At 57.4% G+C, this 18,582-nt stretch carries 17 protein-coding genes; 8 read left to right on the top strand and 9 right to left on the bottom strand.

The window, feature by feature from the left end; all coding sequences use genetic code 11:
* Positions 1–41 precede the first annotated feature (41 nt).
* The 3 genes from crl to gpt form a co-directional block, all read right to left on the bottom strand.
* Positions 42–443, bottom strand: coding sequence for a sigma factor-binding protein Crl (gene crl, locus B9Y90_RS03990; protein ID WP_039290542.1), 402 nt, complete (start codon positions 441–443; stop codon positions 42–44).
* 57 nt (positions 444–500) lie between these two features.
* A complete protein-coding gene (frsA, locus tag B9Y90_RS03985; RefSeq protein WP_085540286.1) occupies positions 501–1,748 on the bottom strand; it encodes an esterase FrsA in 1,248 nt (415 codons plus the stop codon).
* A 119-nt stretch (positions 1,749–1,867) separates the two neighbouring features.
* Positions 1,868–2,326: a xanthine phosphoribosyltransferase gene (gene gpt, locus B9Y90_RS03980; protein WP_008457349.1), complete on the bottom strand. Its 459-nt coding sequence runs from the start codon at positions 2,324–2,326 to the stop codon at positions 1,868–1,870.
* 255 nt (positions 2,327–2,581) lie between these two features.
* On the opposite strand from gpt, the gene pepD reads away from it, so the two are divergent.
* Positions 2,582–4,039: a beta-Ala-His dipeptidase gene (gene pepD / locus B9Y90_RS03975; protein ID WP_085540285.1), complete on the top strand. Its 1,458-nt coding sequence runs from the start codon at positions 2,582–2,584 to the stop codon at positions 4,037–4,039.
* 188 nt (positions 4,040–4,227) lie between these two features.
* Here the strand turns inward: pepD and dinB are convergent, their stop codons facing one another.
* Positions 4,228–5,283 (bottom strand): DNA polymerase IV, encoded by a 1,056-nt coding sequence (dinB, locus tag B9Y90_RS03970; protein WP_085540284.1) that lies wholly within the window; start codon positions 5,281–5,283, stop codon positions 4,228–4,230.
* Positions 5,284–5,576: 293 nt separating this feature from the next.
* Here dinB and dpaA point away from each other — a divergent pair, with 293 nt between their 5' ends.
* Positions 5,577–6,317 carry a peptidoglycan meso-diaminopimelic acid protein amidase gene (gene dpaA / locus B9Y90_RS03965; protein ID WP_039290525.1) on the top strand — a complete coding sequence of 247 codons (741 nt, stop codon included), beginning with the start codon at positions 5,577–5,579 and terminating at the stop codon, positions 6,315–6,317.
* Here dpaA and B9Y90_RS03960 read toward each other — a convergent pair.
* Both B9Y90_RS03960 and lpcA read right to left on the bottom strand, forming a co-directional pair.
* Positions 6,288–7,055 (bottom strand): class II glutamine amidotransferase, encoded by a 768-nt coding sequence (locus B9Y90_RS03960; RefSeq protein ID WP_039290522.1) that lies wholly within the window; start codon positions 7,053–7,055, stop codon positions 6,288–6,290. The two genes, dpaA and B9Y90_RS03960, sit on opposite strands and share 30 nt — an antisense overlap.
* Before the next feature lie 55 nt (positions 7,056–7,110).
* Positions 7,111–7,692: a D-sedoheptulose 7-phosphate isomerase gene (lpcA, locus tag B9Y90_RS03955; protein ID WP_061278478.1), complete on the bottom strand. Its 582-nt coding sequence runs from the start codon at positions 7,690–7,692 to the stop codon at positions 7,111–7,113.
* Between the two features lie 229 nt (positions 7,693–7,921).
* Between lpcA and fadE the strand changes: the two genes are divergently transcribed.
* Both fadE and B9Y90_RS03945 read left to right on the top strand, forming a co-directional pair.
* A complete protein-coding gene (fadE, locus tag B9Y90_RS03950; RefSeq protein WP_085540283.1) occupies positions 7,922–10,366 on the top strand; it encodes an acyl-CoA dehydrogenase FadE in 2,445 nt (814 codons plus the stop codon).
* A gap of 95 nt (positions 10,367–10,461) precedes the next feature.
* A complete protein-coding gene (locus tag B9Y90_RS03945) occupies positions 10,462–11,229 on the top strand; it encodes an amidohydrolase (RefSeq protein ID WP_008457303.1) in 768 nt (255 codons plus the stop codon).
* A gap of 43 nt (positions 11,230–11,272) precedes the next feature.
* Here B9Y90_RS03945 and hpxK read toward each other — a convergent pair whose 3' ends face one another.
* The 3 genes from hpxK to B9Y90_RS03930 form a co-directional block, all read right to left on the bottom strand.
* Positions 11,273–12,529 (bottom strand): allantoate amidohydrolase, encoded by a 1,257-nt coding sequence (gene hpxK / locus B9Y90_RS03940; protein WP_085540282.1) that lies wholly within the window; start codon positions 12,527–12,529, stop codon positions 11,273–11,275.
* On the bottom strand, positions 12,529–13,770 hold the full coding sequence (locus B9Y90_RS03935) for a pyridoxal-phosphate-dependent aminotransferase family protein (RefSeq protein ID WP_085540281.1): 1,242 nt from the start codon (positions 13,768–13,770) through the stop codon (positions 12,529–12,531). Before B9Y90_RS03935 ends, hpxK begins: the two co-directional genes overlap by 1 nt.
* A gap of 186 nt (positions 13,771–13,956) precedes the next feature.
* A complete protein-coding gene (locus tag B9Y90_RS03930; RefSeq protein ID WP_085540429.1) occupies positions 13,957–14,796 on the bottom strand; it encodes a MurR/RpiR family transcriptional regulator in 840 nt (279 codons plus the stop codon).
* A gap of 122 nt (positions 14,797–14,918) precedes the next feature.
* Here B9Y90_RS03930 and B9Y90_RS03925 point away from each other — a divergent pair, with 122 nt between their 5' ends.
* The 4 genes from B9Y90_RS03925 to hpxZ are packed head-to-tail and all read left to right on the top strand — an operon-like array spanning position 14,919 to position 18,459.
* Complete coding sequence (locus B9Y90_RS03925; protein ID WP_085540280.1) at positions 14,919–16,502, top strand: gamma-glutamyltransferase family protein; 1,584 nt, start codon at positions 14,919–14,921, stop codon at positions 16,500–16,502.
* 11 nt (positions 16,503–16,513) lie between these two features.
* On the top strand, positions 16,514–16,702 hold the full coding sequence (hpxX, locus tag B9Y90_RS03920) for an oxalurate catabolism protein HpxX (protein ID WP_085540279.1): 189 nt from the start codon (positions 16,514–16,516) through the stop codon (positions 16,700–16,702).
* Positions 16,699–18,075, top strand: coding sequence for an AtzE family amidohydrolase (locus B9Y90_RS03915; protein WP_085540278.1), 1,377 nt, complete (start codon positions 16,699–16,701; stop codon positions 18,073–18,075). The genes hpxX and B9Y90_RS03915 overlap by 4 nt, the downstream gene beginning before the upstream one ends.
* Positions 18,076–18,459 (top strand): oxalurate catabolism protein HpxZ, encoded by a 384-nt coding sequence (gene hpxZ, locus B9Y90_RS03910; protein WP_085540277.1) that lies wholly within the window; start codon positions 18,076–18,078, stop codon positions 18,457–18,459.
* Positions 18,460–18,582: the final 123 nt, after the last annotated feature.

Below are 18,582 nucleotides of genomic sequence, written 5' to 3'. Positions count from 1 at the left end.
GACAAAAAAATCCCCGTCAGGTTGACGGGGATTTTTTATTTTCAGGCGGAGAGTTTAAGCGGCTTTTCCGCAAAGTTCTCGGCAGGCACCAGCCCAAGCTCAAGGGTGGCGAGTAAATCTTTCAGGCGTCCGTGGAAACCGCGCAGCGTCTGCTCCAGTTTTTCATCCACTTCTTTATCTTTTGCCGGGGTGGCTGTCCATTTGCCATCTTTATCAAAGAGGCCGAATTGCCAGGTGTAGGTAAATTGCTTTTCCTGGGCTTCCAGCACCATCCACCATCCCCAAAACTCGCGTTTCTCCGGTGCGGGCTTTACGTTAACGCACACCGCCAGGCAATCGAAGAAGAAACGGTTGTCTTCACACTGCTCTTCCCGGATATACGGGCCAAGCGAGGCGAACTTTCTGATCAGTCTACTTTTCGGGTGTCCACTCGGTAACGTCATTACGATCTCCTGTTGTGAAGCAACTGTTTTAGCAAACCGTCGTCATTTAGCAAATATTTAACGTAATCTTTGTTTCACCCAGCCGGTAATTTCTTTGAGCGCCTTGTCAAAATTTTGATACACCGGCTTGAACGGGATCTGGAGTAATTTGCCGTCGGCAGATGACGAAGTGATTAAACGGGATTCTTCTTCCGGACTGAACGGGTCATTTTCCCAAAAACCGGATAGCATCGGCGTTGGGCAGCGGCGGCCGAGCAAGCCCTGCGTTTTCAGGGAGTAGCGGTTTAGCTCCACGCTCAGCGCGCTATCGGAGATGCTGGTCATTCCCAGGCGGCTCGCCAGCACGTCGATATACATTTCCGGCACGTTGGCCTGGCGCTGCGGGTCGCTCAGCAGGGAGTGCACCACCGGCCCAAGGCAGGCGACGGCTTTCAGACGCGGCGCTTCGAGGTAGGCCAGCCGCACGGCAACATTGGCGCCAAAGCGGAAGCCAAATGCTGCAACTCGAGTGTGGTCAACCCACGGAATATTCGGGAGCGCTTTGAGCACGTGCTGGTGCAGCACGCTGGAATCCTGGGTCAGTTTCCACTTAGAGGAGAAGCCCACTGACGGCATGTCGATGGTCAGCATTGCAATGCCCTGCGGGGCAAAATATTTCTCAAACAGGCTGTAATAATCGCTCTGTAAGGCGTCAAGGCCGCCGCACATCAGCACGGTCGGGAATGGCCCTTCTGCCCCTTTTGGCATGTGCAGGAAGCCGCTGATGGTGCCGCCGCCGGTCATTGGAAACTCAAGCTCACGCAGCCCGCCGGACAGCCGGGGCGCGGCCTCTTCATAAGCCCGGTTAGCCAGCACCTGAGCCTGTTCCGCCAGCGCGTCCCCTTTCAGGTGCGGGTAGGCCGCAATGCTGTAGAGATTCGCCGCCTGCAGCCAGCATTTGCCGATTTTCTCTTCGTCCGTTTCCTGGCCCGCGCGCTGCTGCCAGAGCATCGCCTGCTTGGACCATTCGTAGATCCAGTTTCCTCCACGATAACCCATCACGGTATCAAACAGCTCATCATTGGTACGTTCGGCGTCGGTGCAGGCAATCCGTGCCTGGACTTCAAGGATTTCACGCGGATCAACCCCGCGCCAGATCCACATCAGGCGGTTGATCATGCGGTACCAGTGGGGCACGTTTTTGCCGTCCAGCGCGGACTGAATCGCGGGCGTGGCGGTATGCCGCGCGCGACGGACAAGCGTGGACGTTTCCGGGTGTTTGAATCTGGGCTTAAAGAGGGTTTCGCTGAGGTTGGCCTGCGACATCGTTTCACTGCCTCCATGAATACGAGAAACGTCGCTATTGTAGCCTGATACGGTCCAAATAACACAAACGCCCGGCTATGCCGGGCGCCAAATAAATGACAAAGCTCAAATACGGGGGATTAACGGCCAGCCAACGGCGGCACAAACACCACGCCCATATCCCACGGCTGCTCAATCCAGGTGTCCTGCGGGATATCAATCACGTAATCGTCCACCAGCGGCTGACCGGCTGGTTTGGCGAAGATAGTGACGAAGTGTGCTTTCGGATACATTTCGCGAATGGCCACCGCGGTACCACCGGTGTCGACCAGGTCATCGATCACAATGAAGCCTTCGCCGTCGCCTTCCGCACGCTTCAGCACGGTCAGCTCACGCTGGTTGTCGTGGTCGTAGCTGGAGATGCAAACGGTATCAACATGGCGAATACCCAGTTCACGAGCCAGCAGCGCGCCCGGCACCAGGCCACCACGGCTAACGGCAATAATGCCTTTCCACTGTTCGGCTGGCAGCAGACGCTGAGCCAGTTTGCGGGCGTGAATCTGCAACATGTCCCAGGTGACGACGTATTTTTCGCTCATGTGAAGTGTCCCGGCCTGTAAATAACGGCTTAAAAAGTATTCGAAGGAGTTTTGGTTGCGCGAGATTATAGAGATCTGACGCACTAAAAACCAGTGCCGCAGGCCATTGGCAGCCGATTTTGCTCGTATTCAGCCTTCACGCAACAAAAGAAAGTGGTATTCTCAGGACATCGCGCAAGCCGTGCTTGTGGTGTATCTGAACCCGGCTAAAAACGTAACCGGTCAGCCAAAAAAACGACTCCAGGGAGACTCAACGTGTCTGAATTGTCTCAATTATCGCCACAGCCGCTGTGGGATATTTTTGCCAAAATCTGTTCTATTCCGCATCCGTCCTACCATGAAGAAGCGCTGGCGGAACACATCCTGTCCTGGGCAAAAGAAAAAGGCCTGCACGTCGAACGTGACCAGGTGGGGAATATCCTGATTCGCAAGCCTGCTACGCCGGGCATGGAAAACCGCAAACCTGTGGCGCTGCAGGCGCACCTCGACATGGTGCCGCAGAAAAACAACGACACCGTTCACGACTTCGCTAAAGATCCTATTCAGCCGTACATCGACGGCGAGTGGGTAAAAGCGCGCGGCACCACGCTGGGCGCAGACAACGGCATCGGTATGGCCTCCGCGCTGGCGGTGCTGGCTGACGACAGCGTGTCCCACGGCCCGCTGGAAGTGCTGCTGACCATGACCGAAGAAGCCGGGATGGACGGCGCATTTGGCCTGCAGGCAGGCTGGATGCAGGCCGATATCCTGATCAACACCGACTCCGAAACGGAAGGTGAGATCTACATGGGCTGCGCGGGCGGGATCGACTTTATCACTACGCTGCCGCTGCAGCGTGAAGCGGTTCCTGCCGGGTTTGACACCTTCAAGCTGACCATCAAAGGGCTGAAAGGCGGCCACTCCGGCGCAGATATTCATCTGGGCCTGGGTAACGCCAACAAGCTGCTGGCTCGCTTCCTGCTGGCTCAAACAGCCGGGCTGGACATTCGTCTGCTCGATCTGAACGGCGGCACCCTGCGCAACGCGATTCCACGCGAAGCCTTCGCCACGCTGGCCGTGCCTGCGGCGAAAGCGGCCGAGCTGAAGTCTGCGGCTAATGACTATCTGGCCGTTCTGAAAAACGAGCTGTCTGCGGTAGAGAAAAACATTACTGTTCTGGTGGAAGCCACAACGTCTGACAAACAGGCGCTGACCGCGAAAACTCGCAATACCTTCCTGCACCTGCTGAACGCGACGCCAAACGGCGTGATTCGTAACTCAGATGAAGTGAAAGGCGTGGTTGAGACTTCCCTGAACGCGGGCGTCGTAACCATGAGCGATGACAGCGCAGAAATTATCTGCCTGATTCGTTCCCTGATCGATTCCGGTAAAGACTATGTGGTCAGCGTGCTGGAGTCCCTGGGTGAACTGGCCGGGGCAAAAACCGTGGCGAAAGGCAGCTATCCTGGCTGGCAGCCGGACGCTAAGTCTCCGGTGATGGCCCTGGTGCGTGAGACTTACCAGAAGTTGTTCAACAAAACGCCGAACATCATGGTTATCCACGCCGGTCTGGAATGCGGTCTGTTCAAAAAGCCGTACCCGGAGATGGACATGGTTTCCATCGGGCCAACGATTACCGGCCCGCATTCCCCGGACGAGCAGGTACATATTGAGAGCGTTGGCCAGTACTGGATTCTGCTGACCGAGTTGCTGAAGGCGATTCCGGCGAAGTAAGTTTCCCCTCCCCCTACCCCTCTCCCTTCAAGGGATAGGGGATTTTCTTTATCTGCCTTACTTTCCGCTTTCTCCCTGACGATTTCTCTAAAATCGAGAGAGGATCTTCTTTGTCTGCCTTACTTTCAGCGATAACGCTGTTTTTCTCCTTCTCCCTTCCTGGAAGAAGGCCGGGATGAGGGTCTTATTTACAATCCCAGCAGCAACTGCCTCTCCAGTTGCGGATCAAGCAGGGTCACATGCAACCCCACCAGCCGGACGCCGCGCCCTCCCCGCCGCTCCTCCCAGGTTTTACGGGCGGTGGCGATCAGATCTTCTTTATTCAGCTTCGGCCAGACGTGTTCCTGGGTCGTCAGTTGGAAGTCATTAAACTTGAGCTTAATGCCCTGCCGGGCGATGCGCAGATCGGCCCGCTCTTTGGCCAGCCGCCGCTCAAGCTCCGGGTACAGGCGTTCGATAATTTCTTCGCACTCATGCCACTCGTGAATGTCTTCCGCCAGCGTCCGCTCTACCCCCACCGACTTTCTCTGGCGATCGTTACTGATCTCCCGCTCATCAATGCCCTGGCTGCGCTCCCAAAGTACCCGGCCAAATTTCCCAAAGCGCTTTAACAGCATGGCCAGGTCCGCATTTTGCACGTCGGCGCAGGTTCGCAGGCCAAGGGTTTCGAGCTTCGCCGCAGTCACTTTACCTACACCGGGGATTTTCCCCAGCGGCAGCGTTGCCAAAAAGTCCGGCACCTGGTCGGGCGTAATCACATACTGGCCGTTCGGTTTATTGAGGTCGGAAGCGATTTTTGCCAGAAACTTAATAGGTGCAATACCGGCCGAGGCGGTCAGGTTCAGTTCGTCGGCGATGGCCTGGCGAATTTCGCGGGCCATCAACGTGGCCGATCCCTGGCAGTGCTCGCTATGAGTGACGTCCAGGTAGGCTTCATCCAGCGACAAAGGTTCGATGAGCGGGGTATAGCGGGAGAAGATTTCGCGGATATGGTCAGAGGCTTCTTTGTAAGCCTCAAATCGCCCAGGCAGAAGAGTAAGGTGTGGACACAGTTTCAGCGCCATCGCGGTCGACATCGCGCTGCGCACGCCATATTTTCTGGCAGGATAGTTCGCCGTGCTGATCACACCGCGCCGCTGGGCGCTGCCGCCAATGGCCAGTGGAATATCGCGCAGGGTCGGATTATCACGCATCTCAACGGCGGCAAAAAAGCAGTCCATATCGACATGAATGATTTTGCGCATATCCACTCAACCAGAAAAACAACACTGGATAAGTATACAGTTAATTTTCGAAATGAGGAAACTGTCGCGGGCTGGCGATTAACACCCCAGTGAATGTCGTCACGATGGGCATAGAGTGACGCACCGCAAAAACGCCAATTGATTCCAATAAAATGTGTAAACGCGCCTTTCCGGAACTTGCGAAAATCACCCACAATGCTAATGTGAGCGCAATCCTGTACAGAATTTTCTGATTTCGGGTCCCTTTAGCCGTCCTGGCTGTTAGTTTCAGGTTTATCAAGGAATCAAGCAGTATGCGTAAGATCGCACTGATTATTGCGATGCTCTCTATGCCGTTTTTCTCTTTCGCCAGCCTGCTTAATAGCAGCGGTGTCGCCGCCCCTGTCGGCAAAGATAGCAGACAGCAGCTAATGGGCTCCCCGGTTTATATTCAAATCTTTAAAGAAGAGCGCACCCTGGAACTGTGGGTGAAGATGGGCGAGCAGTATCAGCTCCTCAACAGCTACCGCATCTGTAACTATTCCGGCGGCCTGGGGCCAAAACAGCGTCAGGGCGATTTTAAAAGCCCGGAAGGTTTTTACAGCGTTGATCGCAGTCAGTTAAAACCGGACAGCCGCTTCTATAAAGCGATTAATATCGGCTTCCCGAATGAATTTGACCGCGCTCACGGCTATGAAGGGAAATACCTGATGATTCATGGCGCCTGCGTGTCGATTGGCTGCTATGCCATGACCGACTCCGGCATCGACGAAATCTTCCAGTTTGTGACCGGGGCTTTGGTGTTTGGCCAGCCGCGCGTGCAGGTCAGTATTTTCCCGTTCCGCATGACCGACGCCAATATGGAACGCCACAAGTACTCCACCTACATCAACTTCTGGAAAGAGCTGAAACCGGGCTATGACTACTTCGCGGCTAACCATCAGCCACCGGGCGTGGCCGTGGTCAGCGGGAACTACATAATCAGCAAACCTGCCGTGATGACGCCAGTTCAGCCGCAGCTGGCTTCAAACTATAAGCTCACCGAGGCAAAATAACGCCGACTTGCCTGGCTCAATTTTGTGCCAGGTTTCGTTGGCGGTCAGCGGCTGAGTCGCAATGACCGTGACCACATCGTTCGGTGTGGTCTCTTCCTGAAAATCAATTTCCACGTCCTGATCCAGCAGTTTAGCGACGCCGAATGGCGCTCTGCGGGTGATCCAGAACAGGTTCGTCGAGCAAAACGCCATCACATAGCGCCCGTCCGACAACAGCATGTTAAACACGCCCTTCTCTCTTAGCTCTGCACCCAGTTCAGTGATGTAGCGGAACACCGCTTCCATATTGCCCGGCGTGCGCGGGTAGCGCTGAGTGAGTTTATGCAGCAGCCAGCAGAACGCCTGCTCGCTGTCCGTTTCACCAATCGGGCGGAACGTCCCCGTTTCCAGCGTGCGATAACCCTTTAGCTGCCCGTTATGGGCATAGGTCCAGTTGCGGCCCCACAGTTCGCGGGTGAACGGATGGGTATTTTCCAGCGCCACTTTGCCGCGGTTCGCCTGGCGAATGTGCGCCACAACCGAGCAGGATTTAATCGGGTAGTCCTGGACGAGGCGGGCGATGGGCGAGTTAAAGCTCGGCTGCGGATCTTTAAAAGTACGGCACCCCTTCCCTTCGTAGAAGGTAATACCCCAGCCGTCTTTATGGGGGCCTGTTCCGCCTCCGCGCTGCACCAGTCCGGTAAAACTAAAACAGATATCCGTCGGTACGTTGGCACTCATCCCGAGCAGTTCGCACATCTCTTCTCTCCCACAACGAATGCCCCTGCTCCGGGAGGAGCAGGGGCATTACGGGCTAAGCTTTAACCATTTCTTTTTCGATTAACTGAATCAGGATGTGGATCACTTTGATGTGAATTTCCTGAATGCGGTCCGCATAGCCGAAGTGCGGCACGCGAATTTCGATGTCTGCCGTACCGGCCATTTTGCCGCCGTCTTTACCGGTCAGGGTAATGACTTTCATGCCTTTCGCGCGGGCAGCTTCAATCGCTTTGATGATATTGCCGGAATTGCCGGAAGTGGAAATCCCCAGCAGCACGTCGCCTTCGCGGCCAACGGCTTCAACGTAGCGAGAGAAGACATAGTCGTAGCCAAAATCGTTGCTGACGCAGGAGATATGGCTCACGTCAGAAATCGCTATCGCCGGGTAGCCCGGGCGGTTCTCACGATAGCGGCCGGTTAACTCCTCCGCAAAGTGCATAGCATCGCAGTGTGAGCCACCGTTCCCGCAGGACAGTACTTTGCCACCCGCTTTGAAACTGTCTGCCAGCAGCACCGCTGCGCGCTGAATGGCATGAATATTGGCTTCATCCTTAAGGAAGTTAGTCAGCGTTTCCGCCGCTTCATTGAGCTCACTACGAATAAGATCCTGGTACATGAGGAGGTCCTTGAGGTTTGAGTGAATTTCACATCCCGCAGTGTACCGGATAGCGCCGAAAGCGAGAAGCGTAACCCCGCGCGTTAAGCCGGGGTTTTCCCCGGAAGTGCCGCAACAATGTGAGCAAGGTTGTAATTATTTTGTAAACACATTGCTAAAGAAAGCAACATCCACTACAACCAATACATCACAAGTGGTCAGACCTCCTACAAGCAAGGGAGCTTTCTTTATGTTGATTTTAAGCATTGTCCTTACCGTTGTTCTGCTGGGTGTGTTGTTCTATCACCAGGCAAATCTGCTACTTAGCAGCTTGATTCTGCTCGCGTGGACCGCCGCGCTGGGCTTCGCTGGCATCTGGTCATTCTGGGTGCTGGTTCCGCTGGCGGTGATTCTGGTGCCGCTGCTGGTGACCCCGCTGCGTAAATCGCTGATCTCCGCGCCGATCTTCCGTGGCTTCCGTAAAGTCATGCCGCCAATGTCCCGTACCGAAAAAGAAGCTATCGACGCCGGTACAACCTGGTGGGAAGGCGATCTGTTCCGCGGCAAGCCGGACTGGCAGAAACTGCATAACTACCCGCAGCCAAAGCTGACCGCAGAAGAACAGGCGTTCCTTGATGGCCCGGTGGAAGAAGCCTGCCGCATGGCGAACGACTTCCAGATCACCCATGAACTGGCCGATCTGCCCCCTGAGCTGTGGGCTTACCTGAAAGAGCATCGCTTCTTCGCGATGATCATCAAAAAAGAGTACGGCGGCCTTGAGTTTTCTGCCTATGCACAGGCTCGCGTCCTGCAAAAGCTGTCCGGCGTGTCCGGGATCCTGGCGATTACCGTCGGCGTGCCTAACTCTTTAGGTCCTGGTGAACTGCTGCAGCATTACGGTACCGAAGAGCAAAAAGATCACTACCTGCCACGCCTGGCGCGCGGTCTGGAAATTCCTTGCTTCGCGCTGACCAGCCCGGAAGCCGGTTCCGATGCCGGTGCAATCCCGGACAGCGGCGTGGTTTGCATGGGGGAATGGCAGGGTGAACAGGTGCTCGGTATGCGCCTGACCTGGAACAAACGCTATATCACTCTCGCCCCTATCGCCACTGTGCTGGGTCTGGCGTTTAAATTGTCTGACCCGAACCGCCTGCTCGGCGGCGAAGAAGACCTCGGCATTACCTGTGCGCTGATCCCAACCCACACCCCTGGCGTGGAAATCGGCAAGCGTCACTTCCCGCTGAACGTGCCGTTCCAGAACGGCCCAACCCGTGGGCAAGACATCTTTGTCCCTATCGACTTTATTATCGGTGGCCCGAAAATGGCCGGTCAGGGCTGGCGTATGCTGGTTGAGTGCCTGTCCGTAGGTCGCGGCATTACCCTGCCGTCTAACGCCACCGGCGGCCTGAAATCCGTGGCGATGGCAACGGGTGCTTACGCGCATATCCGCCGTCAGTTCAAAATCTCTATCGGCAAAATGGAAGGGATTGAAGAGCCGCTGGCACGTATCGCCGGTAACGCCTACGTGATGGATGCTGCCGCCTCTTTAATTACCTACGGTATCGTGCTCGGTGAGAAACCTGCCGTACTGTCTGCGATTGTTAAGTACCACTGTACCCACCGCGGCCAGCGTGCCATTCTTGATGCGATGGATATTGTCGGCGGGAAAGGCATCATGCTCGGTGACACTAACTTTGTGGCCCGTGCTTACCAGGGCGCGCCGATCGCCATCACCGTTGAAGGCGCCAACATTCTGACCCGCAGCATGATCATCTTCGGCCAGGGCGCAATTCGCTGCCATCCGTACGTGCTGGAAGAGATGGCCGCGGCACAGAATAACGATGTGAATGCCTTCGATAAGCTGTTGTTCAAACACATCGGCCACGTGGGCAGCAACAAAATGCGCAGCCTATGGCTGGGCCTGACCAACGGTCTGGGCAGCAGCACGCCAACCCGCGATGCCACCAAACGCTACTACCAGTACATCAACCGCCTGAGCGCAAACCTGGCGCTGCTGTCGGATGTCTCTATGGCCGTACTGGGCGGTAGTCTGAAGCGCAGGGAGCGTATCTCTGCTCGCCTGGGTGATGTGCTGAGCCAGCTTTATCTGGCGACGGCGGTGCTGAAACGCTACGAAGACGAAGGTCGTAACGAGGCCGATCTGCCGCTGGTTCACTGGGGCGTGCAGGATGCGCTGTTCCAGGCGGAACAGGCGATTGATGATCTGCTGCGTAACTTCCCGAACCGCTTTGTGGCCGGCTCGCTACGCCTGGTTATCTTCCCGCTGGGTCGCCGTTACGATGCGCCGTCCGATGTGCTGGACCACAAGCTGGCAAAAATCCTGCAGGTGCCGTCCGCAACCCGGTCGCGTATTGGTCGCGGTCAGTACCTGACGCCAAGCGAGCATAACCCGGCTGGCCTGCTGGAAGCCGCTCTGCTGGATATTATGGCCGCCGAGCCAATCCACCAGCGCGTGTGCAAAGAGCTGAAGCGCAATCTGCCGTTCACTCGCCTGGATGAGCTGGCGAAGCAGTTGCTGGGTGAAAGCAAGATCACCGCCGATGAAGCGGCGATTCTGACCAAAGCCGAAGCAAGCCGCCTGCGCAGTATCAACGTGGATGAGTTTGATCCGGAGGCGCTGGCGACACAGCCGGTGAAGGTGCCGGAAAAGCACAGAAAGGTTGAAGCCGCCTGACCATTAACCCCGCGAAAGCGGGGTTTTTATTGCCAACAAAAGCACGTTTTCTCGTGCTACAGTGGAAGAAATATTCTGCTAAGAGGCTGCCGATAGTGTCTGGTCTGAAAGTTTCCGTTCTGCAACAACCGCTCGTCTGGATGGACGGTGCCGCAAATCTGCGTCACTTTGATGTGCTGCTGGAGGGCGTGCGCGGGCGTGACCTGATTATTCTGCCGGAAATGTTCACCACCGGCTTTGCGATGGAAGCCGCCGTGCAGTCAATGCCGGAACAGGAAGTGATTGACTGGATGCAGTTCAAAGCCCAGCAAACGCAGGCGATGATCGCCGGCAGCGCAGCCCTGCAAACCGAACGAGGGCCGGTGAACCGCTTCCTGCTGGTTCAGCCGGACGGCAAAGTTCACTTCTACGATAAGCGCCACCTGTTCCGCATGGCTGATGAGCATCATCATTATCAGGCCGGGGAAGAACGCGTGATTATTGAGTGGAAGGGCTGGCGTATTTTACCGCTGGTTTGCTACGACCTGCGCTTCCCGGTGTGGTCCCGTAACCGCAACGACTACGATCTGGCGCTGTACGTCGCCAACTGGCCCGCGCCGCGCTCGCTGCACTGGCAAAGCCTGCTCCAGGCGCGCGCAATCGAGAACCAGGCTTATGTGGCAGGCTGCAACCGCGTGGGCACCGACGGCAACGGCCACCATTACCGGGGCGACAGCCGGATCATCAGCCCTCAGGGCGAGATCCTGGCAAGCGTTGAACCGCACCAGGCAGCCCGACTTGATGCCGATCTTTCGCTGATTGCGCTGCGGGAGTACCGGGAGAAATTCCCTGCCTGGCAGGATGCCGATCCTTTCAGCCTTTGAGCATGAAAGCATAAAAAACCGGCCAGTTCAGGCCGGTTTTTTATTATTCCGCCAGCAGAGTGACGGCGCGAGTAAAAGCCTGGACGGCACGGGCCACATCGCTTTCCGTCACCGATTCCGCCGGATGGTGACTTATCCCCTTCTCGCAGCGAACGAACAGCATAGCGCTCGGCCAACGCCCGGCGATCGCAATGGCGTCGTGCCCTGCGCCGCTTGGTAACGAAAGACTACGCCCCTGAACTTCGCTCACCGCCTGCGTTAGTGTTGCCTGCAGCACAGCATCACAGGGAGTAGCCGGAATGGCGTAGTAAGCTTCTGCACTAAACTGCATGCCGCGGCGGGCGGCAATCGCTTCCCCTTCGGCAAGAAGCTGGCCCAGCAAGCTCACCAGACTTTCATCCCGCGGGCTGCGAATATCCAGCGTAAGCTGAACATCGCCGGGGATGACGTTCACCGCACCTGGCGCGCAGCTTAACGTCCCCACGGTAGCGACTTCGTCAGGGCCGTGACGCCGTGTGGCGGATTCAATACAGGTCATCCACTCGGCGGCGGCGGCCAGCGCATCTTTGCGCAGCGCCATCGGCACCGTCCCGGCATGGCCCGCATGGCCGGTAAAACTGCAGTTCAGACGACGGGCGCCGTTAATGGCTGTGACCACGCCCAGCGCAAGCCCCTGCTCTTCAAGAACCGGTCCCTGCTCGATATGCAGTTCAAGGTAAGCGCTGAAATCGCTTTTTGGCCGCTCCGCGCTGGCAATCCGGGTGGGATCCAGCCCGGCAATCGTCATGGCCTGCGCCACGCTGACGCCGCTGGCATCTTCACAGCTCAGCCAGTGTTCAGGCCAGCTGCCGGTGATACCCCGGCTCCCCAGCAGAGTAACCCCGAACCGGGTGCCCTCTTCATCGCCAAAGCCGACAATTTCGATAGCCTGTTCGAGCTGGGTATTGTTTTGATAAAGGTAGGCGACAACTTCCAGGGCGCACAGAACGCCGAGCATCCCATCGTAGCGACCCGCATTGCGTACCGTATCAAGATGGGACCCCAGCAGAATCGCCTTCGCGCCTTCTTGTCTGCCCTCATAGCGCCCACAAATATTGCCGACCGCATCCTGCCAGGTCGTCATGCCGAGCTGCTCCATCCAGCCGGCCACCAGCTGATTCGCCCGCAAATGCTGCACCGAAAGGTAAACGCGGGTCAGCTGGCCCGCGCTTTCGCTGATAGCGGCCAGTTGGTCGGCTCTGTCCATGACGCGCTGGGCGGCAACCGCGGCATAGTTAGCATCCATAAGCGGCGCGCCCATTAACGGGCACCCTGTGCGTAAACGTTCCACGCCGCCTGCATCGCTTCACCCTGCACGCTTTTAAAGCCGAGGCGGTTAAGCACCGCTTCCAGCGCGGTGAGCGTTTGCAGCACGCAGTCTTTACGGGCGTTATAGCCCATGGTGCCGATGCGCCAGATTTTGCCCTGCAGCGGGCCGAAGGAGGTGCCGATCTCGATATGGAAATCTTCCAGCAGGAGTTTACGCACTTCTTCGCCGTGAACCTGAGTCGGGATAGTCACGCCGAGGACGTTGTTCATCTTGTGCTTAAGGTCGCCAAAGGTCTCCAGCCCCATGCCCTGGATCCCCGCCACCATTGCTCTGCCATGTAATTCATGACGGGCAATGCCTTCATCCAGACCTTCTTCCAGGATAACGCGGGCGCATTCGCGGGCGGCAAACAGCATGCTCGTCGCTTCCGTGTGGTGGTTCAGGCGTTCTGGCCCCCAGTAATCCATGATCATGCCCAGATCGAAGTAGTTGGAGTAGATCATCTCTTCGTCCCCGTCCTGATGGGCGGCGGTGCGAATGCCTTCTTCCACGCATTTACGGCGGCGAATTGCCTCTTCCATCTGCGGGCTAAGGGTGACCGGTGAGCTGCCCGACGGGCCGCCCAGACATTTTTGCAGCCCGGCGGAAACGGCATCCAGTCCCCAGGCATCGGTGAGCAGTTCGTTCCCGCCAAACGACGCCGTGGCATCGGTGTAAAACAGCACGCCGTGGCGGCGGCAGATCTCACCCAGTTCGGCCAGCGGCTGCAGCATCGTGGTGGAAGTATCGCCCTGCACGGTCAGCAGCAGGCGAGGTTTCACCGCTTTGATGGCGTCTTCGATTTGCTGCGGGCTGAACACTTCACCCCACGGCACTTCAATGGTGTGCACTTCAGCGCGGCAGCGGCGGGCAATCTCACACAGCAGGTGACCAAAGCGGCCAAACACTGGCACCAGCACTTTATCGCCAGGGCGAATAGCCGACAGTAAAATGGCCTCGATCCCGGCGCGGGAAGTGCCGTCCACCAGCATCGTCCACTTGTTTTCCGTGCGGAAGAGCTGGCGGTACAGCACCATCACCTCATTCATGTAACCCGTCATCACCGGGTCATACTGGCCGATAAGCTGGCTCGCCATGGCACGCAGCACGCGCGGATCGGCATTGATCGGGCCTGGCCCCATCAGCAAACGGTGCGGCGGATTGATCTGGGAAAACTGCTGAATATCAAACATGGCGATTCCTTGAGTCTGAGATTGAAACAAAAGATTCTTATAATCATCTTTTGCAACTAATGTGCCAGCCGCAGGCAAAATTTTTTCCGGCTGACAGACCTAAGCCAGCGCGGAAAAACAGGTTTGGGTAAAAACGATGAACTCTTTTGGCTCACCCGAACTGTGCAGCTGCACCAGTGAGGAGCATTAACGCTGTTCGAGCTCGTCCAGCTCTGTATACAATTCAGCGATATTATGGATACGCTGACGCCCGCTGGTCAATGATTCATGCAGTACCGCGTTAGCCAGTAAATTCACCAGGCTCATGGCGCTGCTGTAGCTGTCGAACGCCGAAACGCTATCGAGCGGCGCGCTCAAATGCCAGCCAGAGTGGGTGGTCAGCCCCACTGAACCGGGCTCACTCAACACCACCAGCGGTATACCGCGCTGCTGCAGGCTTGCCAGCAGCGGCTTGATAATGCGTGTCCGGCGGCGAAATGCCACGGTGACGACGCAATCTTCCGGGCCAATATCCACCAGCTCTTCCGCCAGCGTCTGCCCCGGCTGCGGGAGCAAATGTACGCCGCTGCGCACCTGCAAAAGCTGCTGGCGCAAGTGCATCGCCACCGGCCAGGAGTTACGCATCCCGATGATAAACAGACGCTTCCCGGTCACAAGGGCAGTGACCACTTCGGCAAAAGGGCCTGCTTCCAGCTGATTCACCAGTTGAGTAAGGTTCGCCATTTCCTGCTTGTAATGGCGCGCCAGCAGCGTGTTGCCCTGCACGGCATCGCGGTTTTCCGTCAGCGGCATCCCGCTCTGGCGCAGGGTACGAAGTTCTTCGCGCATATCCTTGTAGCGCTCATAACCTAAGCGCTTAAACAGGCGACTCACGGTGGCCTTGGACACACCTGAAAGCCGCGCCAGCTCAGCGCTGTTGTAGCTGATCAAGTCATCAAAATGGTCAACGATGAACGAGGCCACGCGCTGCTCCTGTGGGGAAAAAAGCGCCCATGACGCCCGCAACCGCTCGTCTAACTGTTTCATGCTGACTCCTGTAACTTTTGTTTCATCGAAGCCTGACACAGTGAAACGATCCTCGTCAACCTGGAACATCTCTTGCTTCTGATTTCCCTATCCGAGCGGAATTCCTGCAAGAGAAGAAAAATATGCAAAGCAATATGGCCCCCGGTGGTATGGCGGTGACGCCTCACCATCTGGCCTCTGAAAGTGCGCTCTCCGTCCTGCGTCAGGGCGGCGATGCGATTGAAGCGATGGTCGCCGCAGCCGCTACTATCGCGGTGGTTTATCCGCATATGAACGGCATAGGCGGGGACGGATTTTGGCTGATTGTTCCGCCTGAAGGCGAACCCGTTGCCATCGACGCCAGCGGCGCTGCCGGCTCACTGGCATCGCTGGATTTCTACCGGGGAGAACGCGCCATTCCCCATCGCGGCACTCGCGCTGCATTGACCGTGCCCGGCACGTTGAGCGGCTGGGCAGAAGCGCTAAAAGTGTCGTCAGAGCTTGGCGGCGGGCAGTTGCCGCTTTCCCGCCTGATGGCAGACGCTATTCGCTATGCGGCGGACGGGATCCCGGTCACCGCCTCTCAGGCGAACGCGACACAAAGCAAATACGCCGAGCTGGTTGATATTCCCGGTTTTGCCGACACGTTCCTGCAGCGTGGTGAAGTGCCCGCGATCGGGAGTCGTTTCACGCAGCCCCTACTGGCCGCGACCCTGACGCGAATGACGGTTGAAGGCCTGGACAGTTTCTATCGTGGCCCTCTGGCCTCAATCATTGCCGAAGAGCTGGCCGAACTGGGGCTGCCAGTCACAGCGGCCGATCTGGCCGCACACCGGGCCACTCGTACCAAACCGCTTCGGCTTGAGCACCAGGCCGGGGAAGTTTTTAACCTCGCCCCGCCGACGCAAGGGCTGGTCTCGCTGGCGATCCTCGGCATTACCGACCGCCTGTCGATGGCAAACGCCAGTGAAGTTCAGACCGTACACCGCATCGTGGAAGCCACTAAAAAAGCCTTTGCGCTTCGCGACACACATATCACCGACCCGCGCCTGATCGCGACCTCAATACAAAATCTGTTAGATCCCGAAGAGCTGGATCTGCTGGCCGCGAAAATTGACGACCAAAGCGCCGCCCCGTGGGGTAAAGGCAAAGGCCCCGGCGACACGGTCTGGATGGGCGTTATAGACGGTAACGGCCTGGCTGTGTCGTTTATCCAGAGTATTTATCACGAATTCGGCAGCGGGGTTGTGCTGCCTAAAAGCGGCGTGCTGTGGCAAAACCGCGGCGCTTCTTTCAGCCTCGATGCAGAGCATCTGCTAGCGCTGGCGCCGGGCAAAAAACCGTTCCACACCCTGAATCCGGCGGCGGCCAGGCTCGCCGATGGCAGAACGCTGGTTTACGGCTCGATGGGGGGCGACGGGCAGCCACAGACACAGGCCACAATCTTTACCCGCTATGTGCTTCAGGGCGTTGATTTACAGGAGGCGATCTCCGCCCCGCGCTGGCTGCTCGGCCGCACCTGGGGGCAGGTTTCCGACAGCCTCAAGCTTGAGAGCCGCTTCAGTCAGGACACCGTAAGCGCGCTTGAAGCCCTTGGACACGAGGTAGAAACAGTCCCCGCCTTTAGCGAGATTGTCGGCCACGCCGGCGCCATCGTCAGACATACCAATGGCATGCTCGAAGGTGCGTGGGACCCGCGCAGCAACGGCAGCGCCGCAGGCTTTTGAGGAAAATGCGAATGAACCAATCTTCTTTTGACTGGCAGCACTACATTGCCCTGATGGAGCAACTGCTCGCCGTGCCGCTGACCGACGAGCGCCGGAAAGAGCTCGAGTTGCAGCTGGCACGCATTGCGGCCATGGCTGAACCGCTAATGGCCTTCCCGCTTGCCGACCGCCAGGAAACCGCCGGAGTCTATACATTATGACCGCCCTTTCTATCCGCCAGATCCAACAGGGGCTGCGGGACAAAGATTTTTCAGCTACCGAACTGGCCCAGCAAACGCTGGCAAAGATTGAACAGCGAAACCCGCAGCTAAACGCTTTTACCGAAGTCACTCAGAGCCGTCTGCTGGCAGAGGCCGCCTCGGTTGACCAGCTTATTGCCAGCGGCAGCCCTTTGCCTGCGCTGGCGGGTGTGCCTTACGCAGTAAAAAATCTTTTCGATATTAAGGGGGTAACAACCCTTTCAGGCGCGGAGCTGTTTGCCGGACAACCGGCAGCATCCGACGATGCTTTCGCCATTACGCAGCTACAAAAAGCGGGGGGAATGCTAAGCGGGGCGTTGAATATGGATGCCTATGCCTACGGCTTCACCACGGAAAACAGTTATTACGGAGCCACCAAAAACCCCCACGATCTCTCGCGTATTGCGGGCGGTTCGTCCGGTGGCTCAGCGGCGGCAGTGGCAGCAAGCATGGTGAATTTCACCCTTGGCACCGACACCAACGGCTCAATTCGCGTTCCGTCTTCGCTTTGCGGGCTTGTGGGCCTGAAGCCAACTTTTGGTCGCCTGTCGCGCGGCGGCAGCCATCCTTTTGTCGCGAGCCTCGACCATATCGGCCCACTGGCTCGTAGCGTGGAGGATGTCGCGGCGGTTTACGATGTGCTGCAAGGGTACGACAGCAGCGATCCTTTTCAGGCTTCGCGCGCCATTGAGCCGGTTTGCGCAGCGCTTGAACGTGATACGCCGCTTCGCGTGGCGGTGCTGGATGGTTTCTTTGAAAACTGGTGTGATGGGGATGCGAAAGAAGCCGTTAACCGGGTGGCCAAAGCGCTCCAGGCTATGGAAAAAGTTTCTATGCCGGAAGCTGAGCTTGCCCGCTCGGCCGCCTTTTTACTGACTGCCGCCGAAGGGGGAAATCAGTACCTGCCTGCGCTGCGAGCCAGCCCTGAACGCTTCGAACCTAACTCGCGCGAACGCCTGCTGGCCGGGGCCATGACGCCGTCGGCCTGGTATACGCAGGCACAGCGCTTCCGGGCCTGGTTCCGCGATCGCACGCTGCCGCTGTTTGACCATTTTGATCTGCTTATTGCGCCCGCCACGCCCTGCAGCGCCACGCTTATCGGCCAGCAGACCATGCACATCAACGGGCAGGAGATCCCGGTCAAAGCCAGTATGGGGATCCTGACGCAGCCGATCTCTTTCCTCGGGCTGCCGGTTGTCAGCGCCCCGCTGATCGCGGCCAGCGGTTTACCAATTGGCGTGCAATTAATTGCCGCACCGTGGCGGGAAGACGTATGTTTGCAGGCTGCTCGCCGCCTGGAATCTCAGGGTATTTTACAGACGAAGGTAAGTTAAATGATGCGAGATAATATCGACCGCCCGGCCGTTTTAAATGAAGTCACTGCGGCATTTTATCGCTATGAGCAGGCGCTGATTTCCAACGACGTCGCCGTTCTGGATCAGCTGTTCTGGGAGGATGCCCGCACCGTGCGTTTTGGGGCGACGGAAAACCTGTATGGCATTGAGCAGATCCGCGCTTTCCGCAACGGGCGTTCGCCGAAGGGGCTGGATCGCCAGCTGAGAAACACCGTCATTACAACATTTAGCGACGATCTGGCAGTGGCAAGCACAGAGTTTACGCGGGAAGGCAGCGATAAGGTTGGCCGCCAGATGCAGACCTGGGTCCGGTTTGCGTCAGGCTGGAAGATTGTGGCGGCGCATGTAAGTTTAATGGGGTGATTTCCCCCTCACCCTGGCCCTCTCCCCGAAAGGGAGAGCAGCTGTGTTTAAAGTCAAGGGTGGCGCTATGTCGTCACCCATTCTTTATTATCCCGAAGCATTGCATTCAGGATGGTCACCAGC

This window comes from Cedecea sp. NFIX57, from assembly GCF_900177785.1.
Lineage (GTDB): Bacteria > Pseudomonadota > Gammaproteobacteria > Enterobacterales > Enterobacteriaceae > Cedecea > Cedecea neteri_C.
The sequence above is the reverse complement of the archived record's forward strand: the minus strand, read 5'-3'. Positions and strand labels throughout refer to the sequence as shown.